Annotated in this window: 25 protein-coding genes; 14 read left to right on the top strand and 11 right to left on the bottom strand. The window is 44.7% G+C overall.

Annotated features, from left to right (window positions below):
- Positions 1-151 precede the first annotated feature (151 nt).
- From QUA43_RS21070 to QUA43_RS21105, 8 genes are all read left to right on the top strand, one after another.
- Entirely contained in the window at positions 152-1,696 is a 1,545-nt protein-coding gene (locus tag QUA43_RS21070; protein ID WP_333376231.1) for a cobyrinate a,c-diamide synthase, read from the top strand.
- 212 nt (positions 1,697-1,908) lie between these two features.
- Entirely contained in the window at positions 1,909-2,400 is a 492-nt protein-coding gene (locus QUA43_RS21075) for an ureidoglycolate lyase (protein WP_333376232.1), read from the top strand.
- A 211-nt stretch (positions 2,401-2,611) separates the two neighbouring features.
- Positions 2,612-3,877 (top strand): cytosine deaminase, encoded by a 1,266-nt coding sequence (codA, locus tag QUA43_RS21080; RefSeq protein ID WP_333376233.1) that lies wholly within the window; start codon positions 2,612-2,614, stop codon positions 3,875-3,877.
- Positions 3,878-3,903: 26 nt separating this feature from the next.
- Positions 3,904-4,212, top strand: a complete 309-nt coding sequence (locus tag QUA43_RS21085; RefSeq protein ID WP_333376234.1) for a hypothetical protein — start codon at positions 3,904-3,906, stop codon at positions 4,210-4,212.
- An 11-nt stretch (positions 4,213-4,223) separates the two neighbouring features.
- Positions 4,224-4,676, top strand: coding sequence for a hypothetical protein (locus QUA43_RS21090; protein ID WP_333376235.1), 453 nt, complete (start codon positions 4,224-4,226; stop codon positions 4,674-4,676).
- Between the two features lie 100 nt (positions 4,677-4,776).
- On the top strand, positions 4,777-5,229 hold the full coding sequence (locus QUA43_RS21095) for a KGK domain-containing protein (RefSeq protein ID WP_333376236.1): 453 nt from the start codon (positions 4,777-4,779) through the stop codon (positions 5,227-5,229).
- 120 nt (positions 5,230-5,349) lie between these two features.
- Positions 5,350-5,526 (top strand): DUF4089 domain-containing protein, encoded by a 177-nt coding sequence (locus QUA43_RS21100; protein WP_333376237.1) that lies wholly within the window; start codon positions 5,350-5,352, stop codon positions 5,524-5,526.
- 24 nt (positions 5,527-5,550) lie between these two features.
- Positions 5,551-7,014, top strand: a complete 1,464-nt coding sequence (locus tag QUA43_RS21105) for an AtzE family amidohydrolase (protein WP_333376238.1) — start codon at positions 5,551-5,553, stop codon at positions 7,012-7,014.
- Positions 7,015-7,025: 11 nt separating this feature from the next.
- Here QUA43_RS21105 and rpsU read toward each other — a convergent pair whose 3' ends face one another.
- The 3 genes from rpsU to QUA43_RS21120 form a co-directional block, all read right to left on the bottom strand.
- Positions 7,026-7,220, bottom strand: a complete 195-nt coding sequence (gene rpsU, locus QUA43_RS21110; RefSeq protein WP_006632476.1) for a 30S ribosomal protein S21 — start codon at positions 7,218-7,220, stop codon at positions 7,026-7,028.
- Positions 7,221-7,498: 278 nt separating this feature from the next.
- A protein-coding gene (gene prfB, locus QUA43_RS21115) for a peptide chain release factor 2 (RefSeq protein ID WP_333376239.1) occupies positions 7,499-8,615 on the bottom strand; the annotation gives its coding sequence in 2 pieces (ribosomal slippage) (positions 7,499-8,542 and positions 8,544-8,615; 1,116 coding nt in all).
- A 207-nt stretch (positions 8,616-8,822) separates the two neighbouring features.
- Positions 8,823-10,406, bottom strand: a complete 1,584-nt coding sequence (locus QUA43_RS21120) for a tetratricopeptide repeat protein (RefSeq protein ID WP_333376240.1) — start codon at positions 10,404-10,406, stop codon at positions 8,823-8,825.
- 468 nt (positions 10,407-10,874) lie between these two features.
- Between QUA43_RS21120 and QUA43_RS21125 the strand changes: the two genes are divergently transcribed.
- The 3 genes from QUA43_RS21125 (at position 10,875) to QUA43_RS21135 (ending at position 12,137) form a co-directional block, all read left to right on the top strand.
- On the top strand, positions 10,875-11,075 hold the full coding sequence (locus QUA43_RS21125) for a helix-turn-helix domain-containing protein (RefSeq protein WP_333376241.1): 201 nt from the start codon (positions 10,875-10,877) through the stop codon (positions 11,073-11,075).
- A gap of 454 nt (positions 11,076-11,529) precedes the next feature.
- Complete coding sequence (locus QUA43_RS21130; RefSeq protein ID WP_333376256.1) at positions 11,530-11,724, top strand: transposase; 195 nt, start codon at positions 11,530-11,532, stop codon at positions 11,722-11,724.
- A 176-nt stretch (positions 11,725-11,900) separates the two neighbouring features.
- Complete coding sequence (locus tag QUA43_RS21135; RefSeq protein ID WP_333376242.1) at positions 11,901-12,137, top strand: hypothetical protein; 237 nt, start codon at positions 11,901-11,903, stop codon at positions 12,135-12,137.
- Positions 12,138-12,263: 126 nt separating this feature from the next.
- On the opposite strand, the gene QUA43_RS21140 is transcribed toward QUA43_RS21135, so the two are convergent.
- The 6 genes from QUA43_RS21140 to QUA43_RS21165 all read right to left on the bottom strand — a co-directional run bounded on the left by QUA43_RS21140 (position 12,264) and on the right by QUA43_RS21165 (position 19,925).
- Entirely contained in the window at positions 12,264-13,652 is a 1,389-nt protein-coding gene (locus QUA43_RS21140) for a UDP-glucose/GDP-mannose dehydrogenase family protein (RefSeq protein ID WP_333376243.1), read from the bottom strand.
- A gap of 120 nt (positions 13,653-13,772) precedes the next feature.
- Entirely contained in the window at positions 13,773-14,711 is a 939-nt protein-coding gene (locus tag QUA43_RS21145; protein ID WP_333038674.1) for a UDP-glucuronic acid decarboxylase family protein, read from the bottom strand.
- A gap of 402 nt (positions 14,712-15,113) precedes the next feature.
- The gene (locus QUA43_RS21150; RefSeq protein WP_333376244.1) at positions 15,114-15,299 is read right to left on the bottom strand and encodes a hypothetical protein; all 186 of its coding nucleotides are present in this window, start codon (positions 15,297-15,299) and stop codon (positions 15,114-15,116) included.
- A gap of 166 nt (positions 15,300-15,465) precedes the next feature.
- Positions 15,466-15,609 (bottom strand): hypothetical protein, encoded by a 144-nt coding sequence (locus tag QUA43_RS21155; RefSeq protein ID WP_333376245.1) that lies wholly within the window; start codon positions 15,607-15,609, stop codon positions 15,466-15,468.
- A 449-nt stretch (positions 15,610-16,058) separates the two neighbouring features.
- Positions 16,059-18,764 (bottom strand): helix-turn-helix domain-containing protein, encoded by a 2,706-nt coding sequence (locus QUA43_RS21160; RefSeq protein ID WP_333376246.1) that lies wholly within the window; start codon positions 18,762-18,764, stop codon positions 16,059-16,061.
- A gap of 129 nt (positions 18,765-18,893) precedes the next feature.
- Entirely contained in the window at positions 18,894-19,925 is a 1,032-nt protein-coding gene (locus QUA43_RS21165; RefSeq protein WP_333376247.1) for an AAA family ATPase, read from the bottom strand.
- A gap of 207 nt (positions 19,926-20,132) precedes the next feature.
- Here QUA43_RS21165 and QUA43_RS21170 point away from each other — a divergent pair, with 207 nt between their 5' ends.
- On the top strand, positions 20,133-20,384 hold the full coding sequence (locus QUA43_RS21170; RefSeq protein WP_333376248.1) for a hypothetical protein: 252 nt from the start codon (positions 20,133-20,135) through the stop codon (positions 20,382-20,384).
- A 106-nt stretch (positions 20,385-20,490) separates the two neighbouring features.
- Here QUA43_RS21170 and QUA43_RS21175 read toward each other — a convergent pair whose 3' ends face one another.
- Positions 20,491-20,751, bottom strand: coding sequence for a hypothetical protein (locus tag QUA43_RS21175; protein ID WP_333376249.1), 261 nt, complete (start codon positions 20,749-20,751; stop codon positions 20,491-20,493).
- Between the two features lie 63 nt (positions 20,752-20,814).
- Here QUA43_RS21175 and QUA43_RS21180 point away from each other — a divergent pair, with 63 nt between their 5' ends.
- The gene (locus QUA43_RS21180) at positions 20,815-21,045 is read left to right on the top strand and encodes a ribbon-helix-helix domain-containing protein (protein WP_333376250.1); all 231 of its coding nucleotides are present in this window, start codon (positions 20,815-20,817) and stop codon (positions 21,043-21,045) included.
- Complete coding sequence (locus QUA43_RS21185) at positions 21,038-21,475, top strand: DUF5958 family protein (protein ID WP_333376251.1); 438 nt, start codon at positions 21,038-21,040, stop codon at positions 21,473-21,475. The genes QUA43_RS21180 and QUA43_RS21185 overlap by 8 nt, the downstream gene beginning before the upstream one ends.
- 66 nt (positions 21,476-21,541) lie before the next feature.
- On the opposite strand, the gene QUA43_RS21190 is transcribed toward QUA43_RS21185, so the two are convergent.
- On the bottom strand, positions 21,542-21,715 hold the full coding sequence (locus QUA43_RS21190; protein WP_333376252.1) for a hypothetical protein: 174 nt from the start codon (positions 21,713-21,715) through the stop codon (positions 21,542-21,544).
- Positions 21,716-22,228: the final 513 nt, after the last annotated feature.

Here is a 22,228-nt window from a genome sequence, read left to right on the forward strand (position 1 = left end):
AACTAAATTACCTCTCTTCTTCTCCTTCTTCCTTCGCGCTCTTCGCGTCTTCGCGGTTCGTTAAATAGGTATTCTTTGAGAACTTCAAGACCAATACTTATAATTTTATCACCGGGCTGCTTTCTGTATTTTTTGTGAATAATTTAGAACTATGGCTTTAGTAATTGCTGGCGAACGCAGCGGTGCGGGAAAGACTACTGTAACGATCGCACTTTTAGCTTATTTAATCCGTCGCGGCTTGAATGTTCAGTCTTTTAAGGTGGGCCCGGATTACATTGACCCGATGTTTCATGCTTTTGTTACTGGTCGCCCCTGTCGGAATTTAGACCCGGTATTAACGTCTGAATCTTATGTAAAAAAGTGTTTTTCTCGTCATATTCAAGATGTCGATTATGCCTTAGTTGAAGGGGTGATGGGACTATTTGATGGAGTGAGTCGAAGGAATCAGGAATCAGGAAGGCACGACACGGATTTGGACACGGATACACGGATTAATTATCGAAAAGAAGAAGGCAATTATGATTTTTCCTTTGCTTCTACGGCTCATGTTGCTTATTTGCTGAATTTGCCGGTATTGTTTGTGATAGATTGCAGCAGGCTCTCTGGTTCTGTGGCTGCGATCGCCCACGGTTTTCGTTCTTTTAACCCTGACCTTAAATTCGCTGGTTTGGTGCTGAATCGGGTGGCGAGCGATCGACATTTGGAACTGCTTCAAGATGCTCTCAAACCGCTCAATTTACCTATTTTGGGCGTTTTGCGTAGGGATGAGGCTGTTACTATTCCCGATCGACATTTGGGGCTGATTCCGGCTGAGGAGTTGCCGAATCTTCATGCTGCGATCGATAAGTTGGCGGATTTGGCGGCTGTTAGTTTTGACTGGGAACAACTTTTGCCTTTGTTGGCTGCAACTCGAAATGGGGGGGGTGAGGGGTCTGAGCAACTTTCGGGTAGGTACAGTCTCCCTTCTGGGATTATAACTCAAAAAAATGATGTTGTCAACTGTTTGGGAAAACAATTTGGAGTGAGGATTGCAGTTGCGCGCGATCGGGCTTTTAATTTTTACTATCAGGACAATCTTGATTTGTTGGAAGAGTTGGGTGCGGAGTTGGTGTTTTGGAGTCCCCTTGATGACTCGGTTTTTCCTGACAATGTGCAGGGGTTATATTTTGGCGGCGGTTTTCCCGAGGTGTTTGCTCAAAAATTGAGCGGTAATGTTTTAATTCGGGATGCGGTAAAAAGTGCGATTTTTTCGGGAATGCCGACTTATGCGGAGTGCGGCGGTTTGATGTATTTGTGCGATTCTATTGTAGACTTCGATGGCATTTCTTGGCCAGGGGTGGGAGTGTTGGAAACTGCTGCTGCGATGGGAAAGCGTTTGACGCTGGGATACCGAGAAGCTGTGGCGGTGAGGGATAGTTCGGTGTTAACTGCTCTTGATGAGGTTTGGGGACATGAGTTTCATCGATCGCATTTAACTGTGGAACCGAGTAATCCAGTTTATCACAGTTGGAGGTATGGCAAGCGAGGGGAAGTTGAGGCGGTTGCTGAAGGTTGGGGAGTTTGTCGGGTACACGCTTCTTATTTGCATTTGCATTGGGGTGCTCGGCCTGATATTCCGGCTCGTTTTTTGCAGCAGTGTGCTGATTATGATTGTAAGGCTGTTTTGGGCGATCGATCTCAATTAATATCTTTTTAACGAACCGCGAAGACGCGAAGGACACGAAGGAAGAGAAAGAAGAGGAAGGGGATGATGGGTTATTTCTGTAGCGATTTGGCAGTAAATTAATTGAATTTGTTGTGGAACAAGTCGAAAAGCCTATTCCTGGCTGCGTCCCGAGTAGAAATTAAGTGGTCTTACTATTTATATTAGAATATTTATAGCCGAGAAAGCTAGGGGTGTTGGGATTTATGAGCGAATCAATTTTGACTAAGCAGTTATCCGCACAATGGGTGACACCGGAGAATTTTCGGAGTTACGGTCAAGTTATCTTTGCGGCTGTTGATGGCAAGTCTTTTGATGCTGAGGATGCTCAGTTAAGTTTGCAAAATGGTATTCCTAGATTTTACATTATGCGGCTGCACCATAAAGGTCGCAAGTTTGGCAAAATTACGCGACACGTTCAATGTACTCAGTGTTTGGGTTCTTTGGAGGGGAAGGATTGGTTGATGGCGGTTGCGCCTCCTGGGGATAGCTATAAACCGAGTTTAGAGGATATGGCTGCTTTTCGGATTCCGGGCAATTGTTTTATTAAGTTAGATGTGGGGACTTGGCACGCTGGGCCGTATTTTGATGCGGATTTTGTTGATTTTTACAATCTGGAGTTGAGCAATACTAATGTGGTTGACCATTTTACCTTTGATTTAGTAAAAAATCACAATCTGGAGTTTGAGATTGTCTGATGTTGGCGATTCGTAGTTGCGCTTTTTTCTGGGTGATTATGGTTATAGGTGGGTTTTGTGAGTAAGATTTTTTAACCGCAGAGGGCGCAGAGGACGCAGAGGAGGAGAAGGAGGGGATTCGCAAGTGATTGGGGAATTCTTTTGGTCTTACTAGGCTGAATCGCAATTAGGAAGGATAAAGTTTACACTTGTAAAAATAGGTGCAATTGTCATGCCTGAGCAAAAGTATAGCATTGTTCTGCGCGAATGTCGTGTGTTAGGTGCTGGCGACAGTCAAACAGTGGATATTGCTATCGAGGATGACCAAATAGTCGCCGTTTCCCCTCGGATATCTGAACTTGGCGAACGCGAAATCGACATTCAAGGCAAATTAGTTAGTCCTCCTTTTGTGGAGTCGCACATTCATCTCGATTCGGCTTTGACTGCGGGGGAACCGCGATGGAATCAAAGCGGCACTTTGTTCGAGGGAATTCAAATCTGGGGGGAACGCAAGCAAAGTTTAACTCTGGATGATGTCAAAAAACGGGCTGTAGAAACTTTAAGACTCCAAGCGTCTCAAGGGATTTTGTTTGTCAGGAGTCACGCTGATGTTAGCGAATCGACGCTGACTGCTTTGCAAGGACTTTTGGAAGTTAGAGAACAAGTCCAAGATTGGATGACTCTGCAAGTTGTGGCTTTTCCCCAAGACGGGATTTACGGAAGTCCAGAAAATGACCAACTTTTAGAGAAATCTCTGGATATGGGTGCGGATGCTGTGGGCGGAATTCCGCATTATGAGTTGACGCGGGAAGATGGGGTGAAGTCGGTTGAGCGAATTTTTGAACTTGCTGAAAAATACAATAGATTAATAGATGTTCACTGCGATGAAATAGATGATGAACAGTCGAGATTTTTGGAGGTGGTAGCAGCTTGTGCGATTAGAAGCGGGGCTGGTTCGCGGGTGACGGCTAGCCACACGACGGCTTTCGGTTCTTATAACAATGCTTATGCTTTTAAGCTGATGGGAAGTTTGGCAAAATCGGGAATTAATTTCATTGCCAATCCTTTAATTAATATCACCCTGCAAGGCCGCGCTGATACTTATCCCAAACGCCGTGGGGTGACGCGGGTTAAGGAGTTGTGGCAGCAGGGATTGAATGTGAGTTTTGGTCACGACTGCGTGCAAGATCCTTGGTATAGTTTAGGTACGGGAAATATGTTGGATGTCGCTCATATGGCGGTTCATGTTTGTCAGATGACGGGAATGGCTGAGATTGCAGCTTGTTTTAATATGGTCACTGTCAACGGTGCTAAAACTCTCTATCTGGGAGATGAGAATTATGGGATAGAGGCGGGGAAACCTGCCAATTTGATTGTGTTGGATGCTGAGGATTGTTATGATGCAATTAGGAGGCGCGCTGCGGTTCGGTATGTGATTTCGCGGGGGAAGTTGCTGGCGGAAACTGAACCTGCTAAAATTAGTTTTTATGGTATTTGACAAACAATATTTGAAGCTGTTAAATTGTGAATCAAGGTGCTATTCCCGATGAGAGTCCCAGAAATTTGCCGGAACAATTGCTCCTGCAAGATGCTAAGGCTGGTAATTTTCGAGCAATTCAGGGCGGGCCTGACGATATACTAGGGGATGTTTCCAGATTGGTTGCCCTCTATGGAGGTAATCCCGAAGACTGGTACAAAATAACTAGCATTCAGGCTTTTGTAATTAATGGAGCTTCCGTACAAGTGCACTGGTTTGAAAATGCAAAAATTTTCCAACAAGTTGAATTAAAGTTTAAACGACAATATCCTAAAATAGCACCTAAGAATTTATAGGTAGACAAGTTATGATTGTTCGCTGTATTGCTAATACTGGGGAAGTTCTACCGGAAAATTATATTGATCCGGCCCGAGGTTATACTAAAAAGGTTGAATTGCCGTTGACAGTTGGCAAGGAATATGTTGTTTATGCAATTCGATCGTGGCAGGGAATAGTTTGGTACTATATTTGTGATGATAATTACAGCTATTATCCCATACAGACTCCGGCACCGCTGTTTGAAGTAGTTGATAACCGAGTTTCTAAGTATTGGCAGTTTATGCTTGACCCGAATGGGGTGTTAAGGTTTGCTTTTGAGCAGTGGTTTACTGACCCTTATTTTTATGATAAGCTGACGGATCAGGAAGAGGCGGAGGTTGAGATTTTTGAGAAGGTTAAGGAATTGATGGATGCTGAGGATTTTGCTTTGCCTTCGCTGGATGTTGCCGTTGAGAAATTGCGGGAAACTGTCAGTGTTTGAGTTGGGAAAGTTTGCCGATCGCAAATTGTTTCTTTACCACCTTGACTCACATACTTTCAAATGGTATTAAATAGGAGCCAGCAGAATTTTGTAAAAAAAAATGGACGACAAACTTGAATCCAATAATAACTATGAGATACTAGACGGAGATGATGTTTTGTTATTCGACAAAGCTACTTTTTTGGTACGCAGTTTTGAAGAAGTCGTCACTAGCAAGTTTATTGAAATACTTGATATTATTGCAATAAGGGAATCTCGCCATAAATCAATAATTGATTGCATGAAAGAGCTACGGATTAACGAAAAAATAATAATTAAGGGAGGGGAGATAAACTGGAACTCCCCTCAAGAAGGAATAGATTGTCAAGTTCTCAAAATTGGTTCTAAGGGTTGGAAAAAAGGAAGGCTTCAAATAAAAGTTAATGAAAATATTCAGTCCGGGGAAACGCAGGTATGTATAAAGTTTTGTCCTGATGAACCAGCAAAGCAAAAATCGCCTTTAGATGATATCAGACAATCCGAGGAATACAAAAAACTGAGCAATAATAACTGACAGCCCGATCGCGCTTACAATACAATAATCGATCGCACTTATATCTGAACCTTAGATTTTCAACCGCAGATGAGGGCGGATGTACGCGGATGAACGCTGATGTTTTTTTGGGAGGGACTGATGGTAAATGTAGAAGAATATGTCGATCGCACCGCCGAACTGATAAACTTACCGTTAGACCCGGAACATCGTCCAGGCGTTGTGGTAAACTTCGAGAGGATAGCTGCGATCGCCCGACTCGTTACTGAATTCCCTTTACCTCAAGCAATCGAAGCTGCGCCGGTGTTTGAACCTTAGATTTTTAACCGCAGATGAGGTCAGATGAACGCAGATGAACGCAGATGTTTTTTAGATAAGGCTGATGCGGTTGCTACGGCAGCGGCTGTTAAATGTGGTAAGGTTACGGCTACAGAGGCGGTAAGTGCTGCTTTGGAACGGATTGCTGTTAAGGATAAAGCTTTTAATTGCTTTACTGCAATCACTGCATCAAGCGCACTCGCAGCAGCCGAAAATATAGATAATTCGATCGCAAATAACCAAAACCCAGGTCCTTTAGCAGGCGTTCCCTTCGCAGTCAAAAACCTGTTCGATGTCGCCGGAATTACTACTCTAGCAGGGTCAAAAATCAACTCTGACAATCCTCCGGCTACCCAGGACGCGGCGGTGGTCGCCCGACTCAAACAAGCCGGGGCTGTGCTTGTAGGTACTCTCAACATGGATGAGTACGCCTACGGTTTCGTCACGGAAAACAGCCACTACGGCCCGACTCGCAATCCCCGCGATACTGCGCGCATCGCTGGCGGTTCCAGCGGCGGTTCCGCAGCAGCAGTCGCTGCAGGTTTTGTACCCTTCACTCTCGGTTCCGATACTAACGGTTCCATCCGCGTACCGGCTGCTTTGTGTGGTGTGTTTGGGTTTAAGCCTACTTACGGCCGTTTGTCCAGGGCTGGCGCTTATTTATTTTCGGGTAGTTTGGATTGTGTGGGGCCGTTTGGGCGATCGATCAGAGATATGGCGCTGCTGTACGATATCCTGCAAGGCCCTGATTCTCGTGACCCAGTTTGCACTCAACGCCCGCCAGAACTTTGTTCGTCGCAGTTAAATCAAGGTATCGAAGGATTGCGAATTGCTGTTGCTGACGGCTATTTCGCCACAGGAACTCAACCGGAAGCAATGGATGCTGTAGAAATAGTTGCTAAAGCCTTGACAAATATCTTGGATTGTGGTATAAGCACAGAAAAAACAACAAACCCCCCAAAAATAGGGGGGCTTGCAACTGTCAGCATACCGGAATCCGATCGCGCCAGGGCTGCGGCATTTATCATTACCGCTTGCGAGGGGGGAAACTTGCATTTAGACAATTTACGATCGCGCCCTCAAGACTTCGATCCTGCCACGCGCGATCGCTTTTTAGCGGGAACCCTGATCCCTGCGACTTGGTACTTGCAAGCGCAGAGATTCAGACAGTGGTACCGCGATCGAATTCGCGAAATATTCCAACAAACAGACATCATCCTCGCACCCACCACCCCGATAGCGGCCCCTGAAATTGGCGTCGAGAAAATGGTAATAGCCGGACAAGAAATCTTAGTGCGTCCCAATCTCGGACTGTTCACCCAACCCCTATCATTTATTGGCTTGCCCGTTCTTTGCGTGCCTGTACAGCGGCCCGGCGCTTTGCCCTTGGGGGTACAAATTATTGGTGCTCCCTACAGCGAAGCGGTGATTCTCCGAGTCGCTGCGGTACTAGAATCGCAAGGCATTATATCTGCCGAATCAATTTAGTGCTAATAATTCTAGGGTTTGTTATTGCGGTGAAAGCGTCTCTTAGTCCTTCTGGCAATAGCTTTGCGCTTCTGCTTTTCCAACGGAGTTTCAAAGTGGCGGTGCTTTCTCATGTCGGGGAAAATACCCGCTTTGGAAACTTGTCGCTTAAACCGTCGCAGGGCTGACTCAATCCCTTCATTTTCGCCTATTACAACTTGGGTCATTATTTCTCCTTTTGTTCGTTAGATCAAGTTTTATCATATCAAGGTTTTTGGCCGCGCGACCTGTTGAAGGTCGGGCGATCGACCAAAACCCAAAAATCATACCAGAAAATTGGTTCGTAGTGAGGACTTCAGTCCTTCTTTTTTGCGAACTGAAGTCCTCACTACAAACCAAAATTTTCGTAGTGAGGAATGCAAGTCCTGCTTTTTTGGGGACTGAAGTCCTCATTGACTACTGACTACTGTCAACAGACTACTGACTACTGACTACTGACTACTGACTACTGACTACTGACCAACTGATTTTCCTGCCGCAGGTAAGCTTGAATAAACGGCTCTAATTCGCCGTTCATCACATCTGCGATGGCGGTTGTTTCCACTCCAGTACGCAAATCCTTGACCATTTGGTATGGGTGAAAAACATAATTGCGAATTTGGTTGCCCCAAGCCGCCTCCACCATATCGCCGCGAATCTCGGCAATTTCCGAAGCCCGCTGTTCCTTAGCAACCACCAACAGCCTAGCCTTGAGTAATGCCAAAGCTTTTTCCTTATTTTGCAACTGACTGCGTTCTTCAGTACAGCGCACGGCCAAACCAGTAGGAAGGTGAACGATGCGGACTGCGGTTTCTACCTTGTTAACGTTTTGCCCGCCCTTGCCGCCAGCGCGGGAAGTCGTGATTTCCAAATCTTTTTCGGGAATGTCCAACTTGACGGATCGATCGAGAATTGGCATCACTTCAACGCCTGCAAAACTGGTTTGACGCTTGTCGTTAGCGTTAAAAGGCGAAATTCTGACCAAGCGGTGAGTGCCTTTTTCCGATCGCATATAACCGTAAGCGTAGCGGCCGACAATTTCCAAAGAAGCCGATTTAACACCTGCTTCCTCTCCCTCGGAAATTTCCATTAAATGTACTTTGTAACCTTGACTTTCCCCCCAGCGGGTGTACATCCGCAGCAGCATTTCGGCCCAATCTTGAGCATCTGTGCCGCCGGCCCCGGCGTTAATTGTCAAAACAGCGCCGCCTTCGTCGTAGGGCCCAGATAGTAATTGTTGTAGTTCCCACTGGTCGAGTTCGCGGGTTAACTGAGAAAGACTCGATGAGGCTTCTTGGAACAGGGACTCGTCGGCTTCTAACTCCAGCAGTTCTAAAATAGCTCTAGCGTCTTCCAAGCTCGTTTGCCAGCCGCGATATTGGTCTAAATGAGATTTGAAGTCATTAAGTTCTTGGAGGGTTTCTTGAGCTCGATCTTGGTCGTCCCAAAATGCTGGTTGGGCGCAGATTTGCTCTAAGTCTTGAATTTTGGCTGTAAGTGCAGGGATGTCAAAGATAGTCCTGGGTTGTACCCAGTCGATCGGACAATGTTTCGATATTGTGTTTGATGTCTAGAACTTCCACTGTGAGTTCTCCTAGTTGTGGGTGGTAATATTGATTTTAGCTGAAATTTCGACATTTCAAAAATTAATCCATGTATCCGTGTCCAAATCCGTGTCGTGCCTTCCTTCTTATATAGCACTCCTAAATCCTTTGTGAATTTCTTACTCCCTCCCCTTAGTAAGGGGAGGGTTGGGGTGGGGTAAAAAAATTACCACTCATTTAGGATTTCTATATATACTGCGAACCTGTTGAATTGAAAGTTTTACCGCATTCGTGAGCGCATACGTCCAACCTTTTGGAACAGGAAAAACTTTTTGTCAGGTCTTCGCGAAACCAATCTCTGGCGATCGCATCTTTCACCGATTGAGTTCTCAGAGAATTAAAGCCATTTCCGTACTTTTCAATTAAAGCCAGCATTTGCGGTCTGTAAGTGTGGTTATAAATAGCGTATTTAGTATGGCTTACCCAACAGCAAGGCCAGAGTTCCGCTTCAAAACTGATGAAAATCTCTTGGGTGGCTTGAGTTTGGCAGCTAATTTCTACATTTCGGTAGTAATTGTTTAGGCTACCAAATGTTTCTACAGCTTGGATAAATTGGTCTCCCTGGGGATTTTTATATTGTTCCAAGGATGGGGGTTGGAGTTCTTCGCTGGCTGGCTTTGATAGGGCAGACTGATTTGGTTCTGGTGCTTGAGAGGTTTCGATAGCTATAGCTTGATACCAAGCATAATTTGCTTTTTCTGGTTGCCCTAACTGCGTCAACACTTTAGCTAAATTGCGATAAGCTCCGGCAAAATTGGGTTTAAGCTCGATCGCCTTTTGGTAATAAGCACTAGCTGGCTGCCACTGTTGCTGTTGAGCATAAAGACTGCCGACATTAGCATAAACTTCTGGAAAATTAGGCTGAATTTTGAGGGCCTTGGCGTAACAATCTGCTGCTGCTTGCATCTTCCCCAAACCTTGAACAGCGTTGCCTAAAGTTTTCCAGCCTGCTGCAAAATTAGGTTGAATTTTTAGGGCTTGTTGGCTGGCTGCGATCGCCTCTGAGAGTTGCCCTTGTTTCAAACATTCCTCAGCTTGTCGGTGGAACTGAAGCGCGGCTTGTTCTTGATGCTGAGGGGCTGATACATTAGCTGTTGCTGGTTGGTTGGTGCGATCGCTCTTAGCCTCTACCTGAGAGTTTTCTGCCTTCTGGGGCTGTTGATTTGCGGACTCTTTGTCATAAATCTCTTTCGCCACAAAACGAGAGGTTGCTTTCGGTACAAACTCGACAAATCCTAATTGTTGGGCTAAATCCCGCGCTGCTTCTACTTGGTGCTGGTTGTGTTCAAATATCAAGTAATGCCATACAGCTTTTCCGCCTGCTTGGATAAAGGCATTAACCGACTGCATTATCCTGTCCCAGTTGGTATTTTGGCGGTAGATGCTGTTAGTATCGGCCAACCCGTCGATACTAAAAATTACGCGATCGTGTTCTCCTGTCATCGCCTGTGCCAGGGCTTGCCACCAGTCGGGATTGCGTCCGCTACCATTGGTGTACAGGGAGATATGAGGAACTCCCATGCGGTGCAAATACTCGATCGCGGGAATTGTGGTATTGCTAGTCATAGCATCGCCGTAGTTGCCGCACATATACACCAAATCCAACTGAGAGCAAAACTCTTGTGGGAAAATTCTCTCAATATCCTCCATCTTTAATTCTGCCCCCGGCAAAATCGGGTTGTCCGTGCGGGGACACTGCGGGCAAGCTGCATTGCACCTGGAAGTAATTTCTACGCTGACTCTCCTGATATCTTCATATTTTAAGTACATGAGTTTTCCCCAATTAATTTTTTATGAATGTTAAAATCGCGATCGACACAATTAGATAACAAGAGCTTTGATTGAGTGATTAAAAATTAAGATTATACCTCATGTCGGCAGGCTGCGGACATCATATAAGTTTTTTGTATGAGGGACAGAGGAGGCGATGACGACTATCTTAATTCCAAATCTTAACTAGGGTTTGCTGAATAAGTTAGGAAAAATCGCGATCGCGTAGCCAGTCTCCGGCATCGCACTTGATGGGCAATTCAAGCTCGGCGAAACATAATTTTTTGTTGACTATAACTTGCCCAGTTATAGCTTTTAATAATCATTGAACCGTAAATAGGTGTGATTTTCGGTTAGTAACATAAAAACACACACAAAACCCGTCTCAACCAGGTAGAAAGGTTTATTAAGCTGTTGTGCCTTTAAATAGGGTATAATAAAAATTTGGTTTAGTCAATCCCTACAAAAATGCCAGCCAAAAACCATCTCAATCCCCAACAAATAGATCAACTACAAAAAGCCTTAAGAGAGGCAAAAAAAGCAAAGATTAGAGAAAGAATTCTGATTTTATTATTGCTCAATGACGGCAAAACACCATCTAAAATCGCTGATTTTTTGGGTTGCTCAGTCAACAAAGTATCAAAAAGAGTGTCTCAAGGGAGACCCTGACAATCTAGAAAGTCTAATAGATGAGAGGATGAAGGGAAATCACAAAAAAGCCACAGATAAATATAGCTTTTCTCAGAAAGATGAGGTACTCATGGGCATAGGGCATAGGGCATAGGGCATAGGGCATAGGGCATAGGGCATAGGGCATAGGGCATAAGGCATACCTCACTTTTTTGAGAACCGCTATATATAGAGATATTATTAGAAACTATAGCAAAAGACCCTCAAGAATTAGGATATGATTTTGGAAGATGGACAGCGCAGAGATTAGCAATATGCTTAAAAAAATTCACATGAATAAAATTAAGTGGAGTCCAAGTTCGGAGGATATTAAAGAAAAAAAAGTATGTTTACCTTTGGACAAAGTATAGCCTAGAATTCAAGAGAAATCCAGAAAAAAAAACAGCGTTTAAAATAAAGATAGCAGAATATTTAAAAGTATAAAAATCAACGCCTGAACGATTACATAAAAAGATGGTTGGGAGAGATCGTGGGGTATTTTGAACAAAGAACAACTAACGGCCTAGTTGAAGGAATTAACAACAAATTAAAGCTGTTAAAAAGGTGTGGCTTTGGGTTGAGAAACTTCATTAATTTTGAAAAGCGAGCTTTACTTGCTTGGCACTTTCCTAATAATTTAGCACAGTAAGTACGGCAGAACCGGAAAATCTAGACTTTAACCAAATTAAAGAAAATAAGCTCAAGTCAGCATTACTAACAACTAGGGGCGGTGCTTTCCGAGATATCGATAAATTAGATGATGCACAAAAGTGCGCTCAAAAAGCGATTGAGTATCAGCCTCAGAGTCATCATCCTTACACTTTAATGGGATCTATTTGTTTTGAGCGGGGCGAATTCTTAGAGAGTGAGCGTTGGTCTAAGGAGGCAATTAAACGCGGCGCTGAATCAGAAGATATAGATTACGAACTCAAACGGGTTGTCAAAAATACCAAGGATGAGAATAAACGGCGGGAAGTTATAAACTATCTGCTGAAGAAAGATCCCAGACGGTATGCTTGGGCTAACTCTTATCTAAAGCAGCCAAAAGACAAAGCTAAGTGATATCAATTCCGGTTGCACTCCTTATGATACGGAGGAAACGGCAATGCCGTTTCCCTACCCAGATTAATTTTAGGGAAACGGCAATGCCGTTTCCTGACTTTGGTTGGTAATATTAATTCTCTCCCTTTACCTTCCAATCCCCAAATATTGGAAACCAGCCGCTTCTAAAGCCTTCTTGTCTAAGAAATTGCGGCCATCAATCATCACCGGATGATTCATCAACTTCGCCATTTTATCGTAATCTAAATTGCGAAACTGTTCCCAGTCAGTCACCAATACCAAAGCATCGCAACCGTCTGCCAACCTTTCCGGGTCAGTTTCTACCAAAACTCCCGACAAACCGTGACGCATCCCAGTTTGAGAAACAATCGGATCGTAAGCTTTAACTTTCGCTCCCAATCGATTCAAATTCTCGATTAAATTCAGGGCTGGAGCATCCCGCAAATCGTCAGTATCCGGCTTGAATGTTAAACCCAAAAGTCCGACTGTTTTACCTTTGAGAATCTTCAAAACTTGTTGCAACTTTTCAATAGCAATCAACCGCTGGCGTTCGTTTACTTCCACTGCCGCTTTCAGCAAATGCGCCTCGTAGCCGTAATCCTCAGCAGTGTGAACTAAAGCCGAGACATCTTTGGGGAAACAAGAACCGCCCCAACCAATGCCAGCTTGCAGAAACTTGTTGCCAATCCGTGAATCTAAACCAATACCTCGGGCAACTTGACTAACATCTGCACCGACGCGATCGCAAATATTAGCAACTTCATTAATAAAGCTAATCTTCGTAGCCAAAAAAGCATTAGCTGCGTACTTAATCATCTCCGCTGAACTGATATCAGTCATCACCACAGGAACCTCCGGCAAAGACGGATTTTCTGCAAACTTGCGATCGACAATCGGCCGGTATAACTGTAGCATCATATCCATAGCCCGCCGAGAGTTGCTGCCGAGAACAATGCGATCGGGATTAAAAGTATCGAAAACAGCACAGCCCTCGCGCAAAAATTCCGGGTTGCTAACCACATCAAATTGAACACCTGTTTTTGCTGCGACTTCCTCACCAGTAGCGCCATCACCGCTTTGAGGTTTTTGACGTTCTGCTAAACCGTCTAGTACAATTCTTCGCACCCAATCTCCCGAACCGATGGGCACTGTCGATTTGTTTACGATTACTTTGTAATCGCCGTCGAGGTGAGCTCCAATGCCACGAGCAACCGCTTCCACGTAGCGAGTATCGCTTTCCCCAGTAGGCAAAGGAGGCGTCCCCACGGCAATAAACAAAATGTCCCCGTGAGCCACTCCTGCTGCTAAATCCGAAGTAAATTCTAGATTGCCCGACGCGGATGCAGAGGACATTAATTCAGACAGTCCAGGTTCAAAAATAGGCGACTGTCCAGACTTCATTAGTTTAACTTTTTCTTCATTGTTGTCTACGCAAATCACGTGGTGGCCGATGTGGGCCAAACAAGTGCCGGTGACTAAACCAACGTATCCTGTACCGATGACGCAAACATGCATACAAATGTCCTCAAAGTTAGTAAAAAAATTAGATGGCAATCGGGAACTGGGAATTGGGAATTGGGAATAAGGAAGATTTTTTCCCTGCCCCACTCTCCCAGTCTCCCCTTCTCCCAGTCTCTACTTTTGGTTTCCCTCGATGCGATCGCGAAAATCCTTTATAGTCAACTCTAAACCTTGATCCAGCGGCACAGTTGGCTCCCACCCCAACCAATTTTTAGCACGAGTAATATCCGGTTGTCGCTGTTTTGGATCGTCTTCCGGCAGCGGTTTAAAGATAATTTCTGCCCCTGGATTAATCGTGTTTTGAATTTTTTGTGCCAGTTCCAATATAGTGTATTCGCCGGGATTCCCCAAATTCATCGGCCCGATTTGGTCGCTATTCATCAAACGAATAAATCCTTCCACCAAATCAGAAACGTAGCAGAAACTCCGTGTTTGGGAACCGTCGCCGTATACTGTCAGTGGTTGATTCCGCAAAGCTTGAGCAATAAAATTGCTCACTACTCTGCCGTCATTTTCTAACATTCTCGGGCCATAGGTATTGAAAATTCGGACAACTCGAATGTCTACCCCATTTTGACGGTGGTAATCAAAAGATAAGGTTTCAGCTACTCGCTTCCCTTCGTCATAACACGATCTGATCCCGATACAATTAACGTTGCCGCGATAATCTTCTGTTTGTGGATGTACGTCAGGATCTCCGTACACTTCGGAAGTGGAAGCGAGAAAGAATCTTGCTTTTACCCGTTTGGCCAATCCCAACATATTCATCGTGCCGATGACGTTTGTTTTAATTGTCTTGACAGGGTTGTACTGATAGTGTATGGGGGAAGCGGGACAAGCCAGATGGTAAATCTGATCTACCTCTAACCGAATCGGTTCCGTGATGTCGTGGCGGATCAGCTCAAAATACGGGTTGTCAAGCCATTTGAGGATATTGCGTTTAGTCCCGGTGTAAAAATTATCCAGGCAGACTACCTCATGTCCTTGGGCCATTAAGCGATCGATTAGGTGGGAACCGAGGAAACCCGCACCGCCTGTGACTAAAATTCTCATTGTGGAAACTGCCGTTCTGTTTAGGGGTAGGACTGGAGTACAAAAATTCAGTCGCTCGAATGAAACTTACTAATAGAATAACAAAATTGCGATCAATAATGTAAAGACTTATGCGTCACTTTTATAGAATCTTTAATTAACTTAGCATTTTCAAATATATTGAAGTGAGTACGTGCGATCGTACATCTGGGCTAGAAACTTTTATTTAATATTTGATCTATCAGGGAAAATACTGTTGACAATAATTTTGTTGTGAGTTAATGATTATTGGTTGTTTGTTATGCGATGCCTTCTGTGTTTAGTTATCTAAGGAGTTACGCATAAATACCCAATAAACCGGGTTTTTCACGACGGTTAAAGCGTCAAATGAAGTATTTCCGTAAACAACCCGGTTTCTCAAGGCTAAAAAACAGTATCGCTGTCGGCTATTGGTGGAATCTCAGCAGCAGTTAAAGTCACGATTTTACCGTCACGCCAGATTCTAATTGATTGTCCTAGTTTGCGGTGTTTTTCAATTGCTTCGGCGATGGCTGCTTTGACACCTGCGTCAATGCGATCGGATAACTTGACAAGTTTTGTTTCAGTCATTTTACTAATTTATAATGCGATTCCAAGTTTCACGGTCAGAGATTAGGGTTTCCCCTGCCGCACTTCCTTCAGCAATTAGTCGGATAGTAGCTCTAGAATTATCATAGACTATCCAGCGATCGCACAATGGTAAGTATAATGAAGTTAAGTTTCTGTGTCCGCGCTCTTATCGCCGGCGGATGACATCTTCGGGAATAGAATGTCCACCACTTTCCATCCCTTGTTGCCCCCGTTCAATTGCCATTTCTGGGGATTGCAGCCAGAAGTAAATCAGGTTGATTGTGTAGCCTTTGGTTTTACAGTTGCTCAAGAATCGAGCAAAGTTACGCGCCGGCTAAAGTTGTCTCGAAAGCGAAATCAGTGCCAGAGTCTGATAAAGTTCGCAATCTTTGTATCATTAAGCGGGATGCTCCCATAGCAACTGACTCTGGATTAAATCGGGACTTTCCGGCGGCGCATCTGCATTGACATATTCAAAACATTCTCAACAGAAAATTTGGGTAATAATCTCAGGAAAAGTGTAATTTTACCTCAACCATTAGAGTAGCCAATAATGTAAATATTTGACATAATAGTAATATTAATTTTATCGCTTTTCTCTTAGTCCCCCTCTGCTGGGACGAGAGTTTGTGGAGGATGGATTTCAACCGCCGAATACTTAAAGGGATAACTAAAGTCATTAGTCATCAGTCATTAGTCATTAGTCAACAGTCAACAGTCAACTGTCAACAGTCAACAATGATTCCGGTGCAGCCGGAATCAATATGACATCTGAACCCAGCGGCGGAATAGTTCGACAGTAATACAGTAGCAACCATCAATTTCTCGAACCACATCGTGGCGTTCGAGAGTTTTTAGTGCTTCCTGTAAACTTGTCTCATCCATCCCTGTTTCTTGACTCAGCCTGTCGAGATTCATTCCTTCTAAGTGAGGTGCTAAGGCTTTTAAAATATCCTGTTGTCCGGATGCGCCTTGCGTTGCTTGACCCCAAACTCCTGTAAAATAGTAGCGACCTCGGCTGAAGAATTCCGGGTCATCGATGACAGTTGCTACGTCTTCTAGTGTAAACATTGGATCGCGAGGGCGTCCGATTTCAAATACTTGGTCGTTGTAGAGGCGGACTAACAGAAATCCTACCAATTGCGTGAGGTAGGGTTGGCCATGAGTTAGTTCATAAATGCGATCGAGTGCTTCAGGTTTGTAGTCGAGGAGAAAATCATCATCGGGATTGGCTAAAACTTGGCGAGTTGCACCTAGACTCAGGAAACCTACTCGGATGGGGATAATGCTAGCAAAAAAAGGATTGAAATAATCCTCGGTCATTTCATCCAAGGTGTGCAATCCGGCAAAAGCAAAGGCTACTTTAGAACTCATTTGCACCATCCCTCGTAAAAAACCGATAAAATCTTGATTGATGTTCCCAGCGTCTATCAATTCTTCAATTTTTTCAAACTCGTCTAAAGCAACGATCAATCCACTTTCTACATTTGCTATTACTTGTTCGATGTAGCGTCCAAAAGTGACATAGGGTAAATCGAGTAAATCGCGATCGGCAGGAGGTGCAATCTTGACTGTTTTGGCAATGGCATCGGTGATGAATATTAGCAGTTCGCCGACTCCTTGAGAGCAATCTCCTACCCGCAGCAAATTGACATAAGCCACCTGTACTTTTGAGCCTAAGCAGTTGCTAGCATTCAACAAAATCGAAGTTTTTCCCATCCGCCGATGACCGTAGAGAGCCACAGATTGAACCGGATTTCCTTTTACCCACAACTCCTCTAGCTGTCTGATGATGTCTTCGCGGCCGACAAATAGATTGCCTTGGACTGGATCGCCAATTATATAGGGGATACTGACAGGTTGAGTAATCGAAATATCTCCGATTTTCCCGGTCACTTGCAGTAATATCTCTTGCCATTTTTTGGCAGTTTTAATAATTAAAATTCGTTCAGATTGTGGGATAATACCTGGACTATCGAGGAGATTTTCAAGCTCACCTAATGCTCGGTTGAGGGCAAGGGAACGGGCAGAACGAGATACGCTATTCTCGACGACTTGAACATCGGCAATTATCCGCCGTAGAGAAGCAATTGCTTCCCAAGTAGTCTCACGCAGCAGAGGTGGATTTGGGGAAGCAGGCAGCTTCAGGGAAGCAATCTCGGCTAGTTCTGCTGTTTGGTGAAAATCTGTGAGAATCTGCGCTAAGGTAAACATCTCGTCTCCATAAAGCAGATCTCGCACTACTGCGAAAGCTTCTATAGCTTTGTCTGGTTTTTGCTCATTGAGATACCAGAAACCAGCAGCAGAGGCACGGGCAGGAGTATCTAAACGAATTTCTGTTTGAAAAAGAGCTTTAATTTGTTCTTCCCAAGGTGTGATGGTAAAAAAACCTGCTACTGCTTCTGACTTCATTACTTCACTGAGAGAAGCTGAGGCAAAACGCACTAACTCGCAATCATAAGGATCTTCTGATAATTGAGCGACGCGATAGATAAGTTGTTCTTTTGGCGTCTCTGCTAGCACGCTATTTACAGCTTTAACAACAGGGATAAACTGAAGGGTAAATCGTAGTAATTGGTTAATGTTGTGCAATCCTATGTCCCAATCCCGCCTCAGCCAATTAGCTATTTGAGAAGACAGGTAGGGAAGGGGAAGTGGTGTAATGTGAGGAAATTGTCTATTTTGCTGTTGAGGCTGGAGTAAGGTAAACGGTAAAGCGAAAAGCCAATTTTCAGGACGTGCGAACGCCACGCCGAACGCCACGCCGAACGCCACGCCGAACGCCACGCCCGCCACGCCGGACGCCACGCCGAACGCCACGCCGGACGCCACGCCGGACGCCACGCCGGACGCCACGCCGAACGCCACGCCGGACGCCACGCCGGACGCCACGCCGGACGCCGCGCCGAACGCCACGCCCGCCACGCCGAACGCCACGCCCAACGCCACGCCGGACGCCACGCCGGACGCCACGCCCAACGCCACGCCGAACGCCACGCCCAACGCCACGCCGAACGCCACGCCCCAGGTCACGCCGGACGCCACGCCGAACGCCACGCCCAACGCCACGCCCCAGGTCACGCCGGACGCCACGCCGAACGCCACGCCGAACGCCACGCCGAACGCCACGCCGAACGCCACGCCCAACCAATCTATAGAAACACCTATTTCCTCGAAAATTCTACTCAAGCTTACGGGAATAACAATGATTAACATCAAGGCTTGTAGAATTAACTGACGCTGGACGGAATTTTGATGCAACCACTCCCACTTTTCCCGCCAGGTTTTGGCGTCTTTTAAATTAGATTCACCCCCAAAAGTAGACTCATACCACCGCAAAGCTTGAGGAAAGAAAAACACCCAATATAACAATCGCAGGTAATCTAAAGGATTCCACAAAGAAAGAGGACGCTTTAGTTTGGGAGCTAAATCTAACCGAGGAATAGGGCGATCGTTTTGACTCATAAATAGGTGGGGATGAATAAACAGGACTTACGCACGGGTGGTGAGAAACCGGGTTTTTTACCGAATCTGCGATTCTCTAACGAAATATTTGCGTAAAAAACCCGGTTTCTGGGCCCCCATGTGTAAGTCCTAGTTGATATAACGAGCATAAGTTTGATAGCACAACTGCATCAATTTCTGAGGATAGCCACCACTTTCAGCAATTAACCCCGCAATTTCTGCCTCAGTAAAATTCACGGGCTGAGCAACAGGTGTTAACCAGGAAGCCTGGAGGCGACTAACAATAAATTCGCGGCTGATTTTTTCATCCCATTGCTTCAGATTTTCCTCATGTCCTTTGAAAGGAGATGTCATATTTTTTCCAGGAAATAGGATATCTAGAGAGGTACGCGCGGCGATAACTAGACGCAAAGGTGGGTTATATCCCTCAGTCAAACCCCGTAATAGGCTGCGTGTTGGATTAGTAAATCCATCCCATTTCATATTCTCGACTTCATCTAAAAGCAACAGCAATCGGTGCGATTCTAAAGCCCGTTCTAGTGAATATCCCTTCACTGTCTCGATACCCGCTTTGTGGCATAAAGCATCGTAAAAGTCATTTTCATCGCAAACAATTTGCAAATCGAGGTAAATGGGTTTGCGCGGATGATGGAGTTGATTTGGTGCTTCTCGGTGAATGGCTTGTAGCAGAGAACTTTTCCCGATCGCTCTTTCGCCAATGATTGCTACGCTACTGCCACTATTCAGCGTCTCGAACACCCGCCGAATTTCCCTTTCTCTGCCAAAGAAAAATTTCGGATCGTCTATCTTGCCATGCTGGGGAATAAAAGGATTATTGTGGTTGATATTTGGCGGTTCTAATTCTGCTATTCGATTGTCATTTGGTAAGGATGTTTGGGGCGATGTGGTTGTATTAAGCTTTTTAATTTCTTGCCAATCCAATCCTAAAGTATTGCAAATTGCAACAAAATACTGGGGTTTGACACCTTTCTGGGTGAAAAATTTATGAACTGTTTGAATATCAATCCCTATCTTTAGACTTTTTTCTTCCCCCATCACAACACGATCAGCTAAGTCTTGGCGACTCCAGCCTTTGTCTGTGAGAGCTGTTTTTGCTTTTTCAATTCCTGCGTCAGATGCTGCGATCGATCGCTCTGCCATAGCTAAGTTACGAACGTTTTAACTATTATAGCGAGCGATCGCAAACCAAACGCATCTTAAACGCATATCAAACTCATAGTATTTGAAACCCATACACACCTAGGCTTTCAAGGTTTTGCCCTTTATGATTAGAATATCACCAATCAAAAGGTAGCAATTATGAAAGCTCAACCAAATATGACACCTGCTAAACCCAAATCTACTAAAATGACTCGTAAAAACACTTTTCCTCAATCTCCCTCTCCTTTCCAGTACGTCTTCGCCACTGTTATCTGTATTACCTTCTTTTCTGGAGGAGTCTCTTTCTGGATTAGTACCGAAGATCGGCCATCTCCCCAACGAGAGCGCATTTTTGAGACTTGCAATAGCACTTGGAATATGGGTGTGGGTGCGATTTTCGGACTTTTAAGTAGTAAGGTAGTTCAAGATAATGATGATGATGATGATGATAATGAGTAATCTCTGATAGTTTATTTGCAAAAGGGCGATCGCCTTTAATCTCCAAAAGTGCGATCGCCGTCGATAATTTGACAGTTAACTTATCAAAAACCCTCCCTCAAAAAAGTTATCCTCGGCGAGAGGGTAAATCAAACACCACTTCAAATCGGATGTTGGGTACTCGTTGCCGAAACAACTGAAGATGTCCCTCCGCATCCGATCGGCTGCGATAGCGACCGACGATCGCCCATTGCCAAGTGGGAAGCAAGCGGGCTACTGCCCACGGCTTCAAGTATCCTTCGTATTTCATAATAGAGAAGTCTCCATTGCTAAACGGAGCCAGAGCCAGCGCAGAAACTTGGTCGGTGGATGCGCTGGCTTCTGACATTACCCATAAAAGTAACACAAAGTAAGCATTAGTGTGCATAAGTAAGCATAAAGCTGACTGTGGATGCACGAGCTGGACGGGCGAGGTGGCACAATAGGGGAAACTTCCAACAGATTGCAAGGCATGAGCGACAGCGAGCGGATTTCAGTGGTTTTGCCAACACAGGCTAAAAAGGATCTCGAAAAGTTGTGCGATATCGAAAAGCGATCGATCTCCAACTTTGTCTACCTTCTGATTCAAGATGCGATCGATCGAGCAAAAGCATCCGGCAAACTCAAATCAACAGATGATTGAAATTACAATCAATCAAATTCAACAAGAATTAATTAGCCAAGAAGATGCAAAAAACTGGTTTTTAAGCTTCCCAACCGCATACCAGCAGGAAATATTGCAGCGGCTATCCTACATGACCCTCCAAGCAGGGGCGCGAGAAGAAGATGTTTCGCTAGCTATTGCCAAATCAAAACTTCGCCCAACTTACACCCCTTGTGTGTTGCTGAGTAGAGGGCGATTAAAAGAACAAATGGCAAAGCTTTTGAAACTGCCGCCCTCAGAATTTATCAAAACCTTTTTCCTGTTAATGAGTTTATTGGCGATTGCCGATGCGCGCAGGTACTGCAAATATTGTCAAGATGGCTGTAGCCACTGGTGGCATCGCGATTTGAGCGATCGCAAAGTTGTAAATGAAATTCGGCGCCAGTTTCAACAAAGCATTCTTGTTTGAGTTATAATCTGCTGTGATGCGATCGGGCGATCGCACCTCTTCTCAAATCAATTTCACCCTCATCAATTACTCACCCATTTCTAACTTTCCCAAAACAATTAAACTTTCTAAATCTTCCACAGCATCAGGAAGAAAATCTTGTACAGCCCTTCTTACCAACCGCAAATTACTTTCATCAGCCCCTCCCAACATCCGCGTTAAATCCCCTATATCTATACCGCGACTAGCTTTTAGTTTCATCAAAACCAAATAAGGCAATCCGATAATTGGCAACCCATCCGGGGCATTATTTGGATTTCTAATTGCCTCTCGTACCCAAGAATCCCTTGATTCAATTACATCTAAATAAGGAATGAGAATTAAATAACTTACAATGCGTGATGGTTCTTGTGGGATGGGCGTCCCGCCCGTCCAGAAAGGGCGGGCGGGACGCCCAACCCCTACTCCCCACTTTCCTTGTGTAAATTATTTAATTCGCGATCCTAAGTACCATCAGGCAATTCCCAAGTGCTGCCCCCAATGCTAAGTTCTCCCGTTCTTCTGCTACCAGCTTGTTCTAATTATCGAGAAAGATTAGCAGCATCCTGAGTTAATACTAAGATATCCACATCATCAGTCATTCGTTTAGGCATAGAAAGGCTTGTAAGCTGTTGCACATTTAAACTGTGATACAAACCAGGGTAAGCTCATCTAATTTGGTATAAATTGTACTTGACAAAAAGGGCAAGATATAAAAGAGCCTCCTGTCAAGAG

Source organism: Microcoleus sp. N9_B4 (assembly GCF_036701635.1).
Taxonomy (GTDB): domain Bacteria; phylum Cyanobacteriota; class Cyanobacteriia; order Cyanobacteriales; family Microcoleaceae; genus Microcoleus.

What these genes read in the sequence shown, in the direction of transcription:
- QUA43_RS21090 (WP_333376235.1), top strand. Translation starts at nt 4,224, where the DNA reads ATGATTGTTCGCTGTATTGCTAATACTGGGGAAGTTCTACCGGAAAAT.
- QUA43_RS21125 (WP_333376241.1), top strand. Translation starts at nt 10,875, where the DNA reads ATGCCAGCCAAAAACCATCTCAATCCCCAACAAATAGATCAACTACAA.
- QUA43_RS21095 (WP_333376236.1), top strand. Translation starts at nt 4,777, where the DNA reads ATGGACGACAAACTTGAATCCAATAATAACTATGAGATACTAGACGGA.
- QUA43_RS21100 (WP_333376237.1), top strand. Translation starts at nt 5,350, where the DNA reads ATGGTAAATGTAGAAGAATATGTCGATCGCACCGCCGAACTGATAAAC.
- codA (WP_333376233.1), top strand. Translation starts at nt 2,612, where the DNA reads ATGCCTGAGCAAAAGTATAGCATTGTTCTGCGCGAATGTCGTGTGTTA.
- QUA43_RS21190 (WP_333376252.1), bottom strand. Translation starts at nt 21,715, where the DNA reads ATGAAACTAAAAGCTAGTCGCGGTATAGATATAGGGGATTTAACGCGG.
- QUA43_RS21145 (WP_333038674.1), bottom strand. Translation starts at nt 14,711, where the DNA reads ATGAGAATTTTAGTCACAGGCGGTGCGGGTTTCCTCGGTTCCCACCTA.
- QUA43_RS21170 (WP_333376248.1), top strand. Translation starts at nt 20,133, where the DNA reads ATGACTCGTAAAAACACTTTTCCTCAATCTCCCTCTCCTTTCCAGTAC.
- QUA43_RS21185 (WP_333376251.1), top strand. Translation starts at nt 21,038, where the DNA reads ATGATTGAAATTACAATCAATCAAATTCAACAAGAATTAATTAGCCAA.
- rpsU (WP_006632476.1), bottom strand. Translation starts at nt 7,220, where the DNA reads ATGACCCAAGTTGTAATAGGCGAAAATGAAGGGATTGAGTCAGCCCTG.
- QUA43_RS21160 (WP_333376246.1), bottom strand. Translation starts at nt 18,764, where the DNA reads ATGAGTCAAAACGATCGCCCTATTCCTCGGTTAGATTTAGCTCCCAAA.
- QUA43_RS21070 (WP_333376231.1), top strand. Translation starts at nt 152, where the DNA reads ATGGCTTTAGTAATTGCTGGCGAACGCAGCGGTGCGGGAAAGACTACT.
- QUA43_RS21140 (WP_333376243.1), bottom strand. Translation starts at nt 13,652, where the DNA reads ATGCATGTTTGCGTCATCGGTACAGGATACGTTGGTTTAGTCACCGGC.
- QUA43_RS21180 (WP_333376250.1), top strand. Translation starts at nt 20,815, where the DNA reads ATGCACGAGCTGGACGGGCGAGGTGGCACAATAGGGGAAACTTCCAAC.
- QUA43_RS21075 (WP_333376232.1), top strand. Translation starts at nt 1,909, where the DNA reads ATGAGCGAATCAATTTTGACTAAGCAGTTATCCGCACAATGGGTGACA.
- QUA43_RS21150 (WP_333376244.1), bottom strand. Translation starts at nt 15,299, where the DNA reads ATGACTGAAACAAAACTTGTCAAGTTATCCGATCGCATTGACGCAGGT.
- QUA43_RS21175 (WP_333376249.1), bottom strand. Translation starts at nt 20,751, where the DNA reads ATGTCAGAAGCCAGCGCATCCACCGACCAAGTTTCTGCGCTGGCTCTG.
- QUA43_RS21105 (WP_333376238.1), top strand. Translation starts at nt 5,551, where the DNA reads ATGAACGCAGATGAACGCAGATGTTTTTTAGATAAGGCTGATGCGGTT.
- QUA43_RS21135 (WP_333376242.1), top strand. Translation starts at nt 11,901, where the DNA reads ATGGGATCTATTTGTTTTGAGCGGGGCGAATTCTTAGAGAGTGAGCGT.
- QUA43_RS21120 (WP_333376240.1), bottom strand. Translation starts at nt 10,406, where the DNA reads ATGTACTTAAAATATGAAGATATCAGGAGAGTCAGCGTAGAAATTACT.
- QUA43_RS21165 (WP_333376247.1), bottom strand. Translation starts at nt 19,925, where the DNA reads ATGGCAGAGCGATCGATCGCAGCATCTGACGCAGGAATTGAAAAAGCA.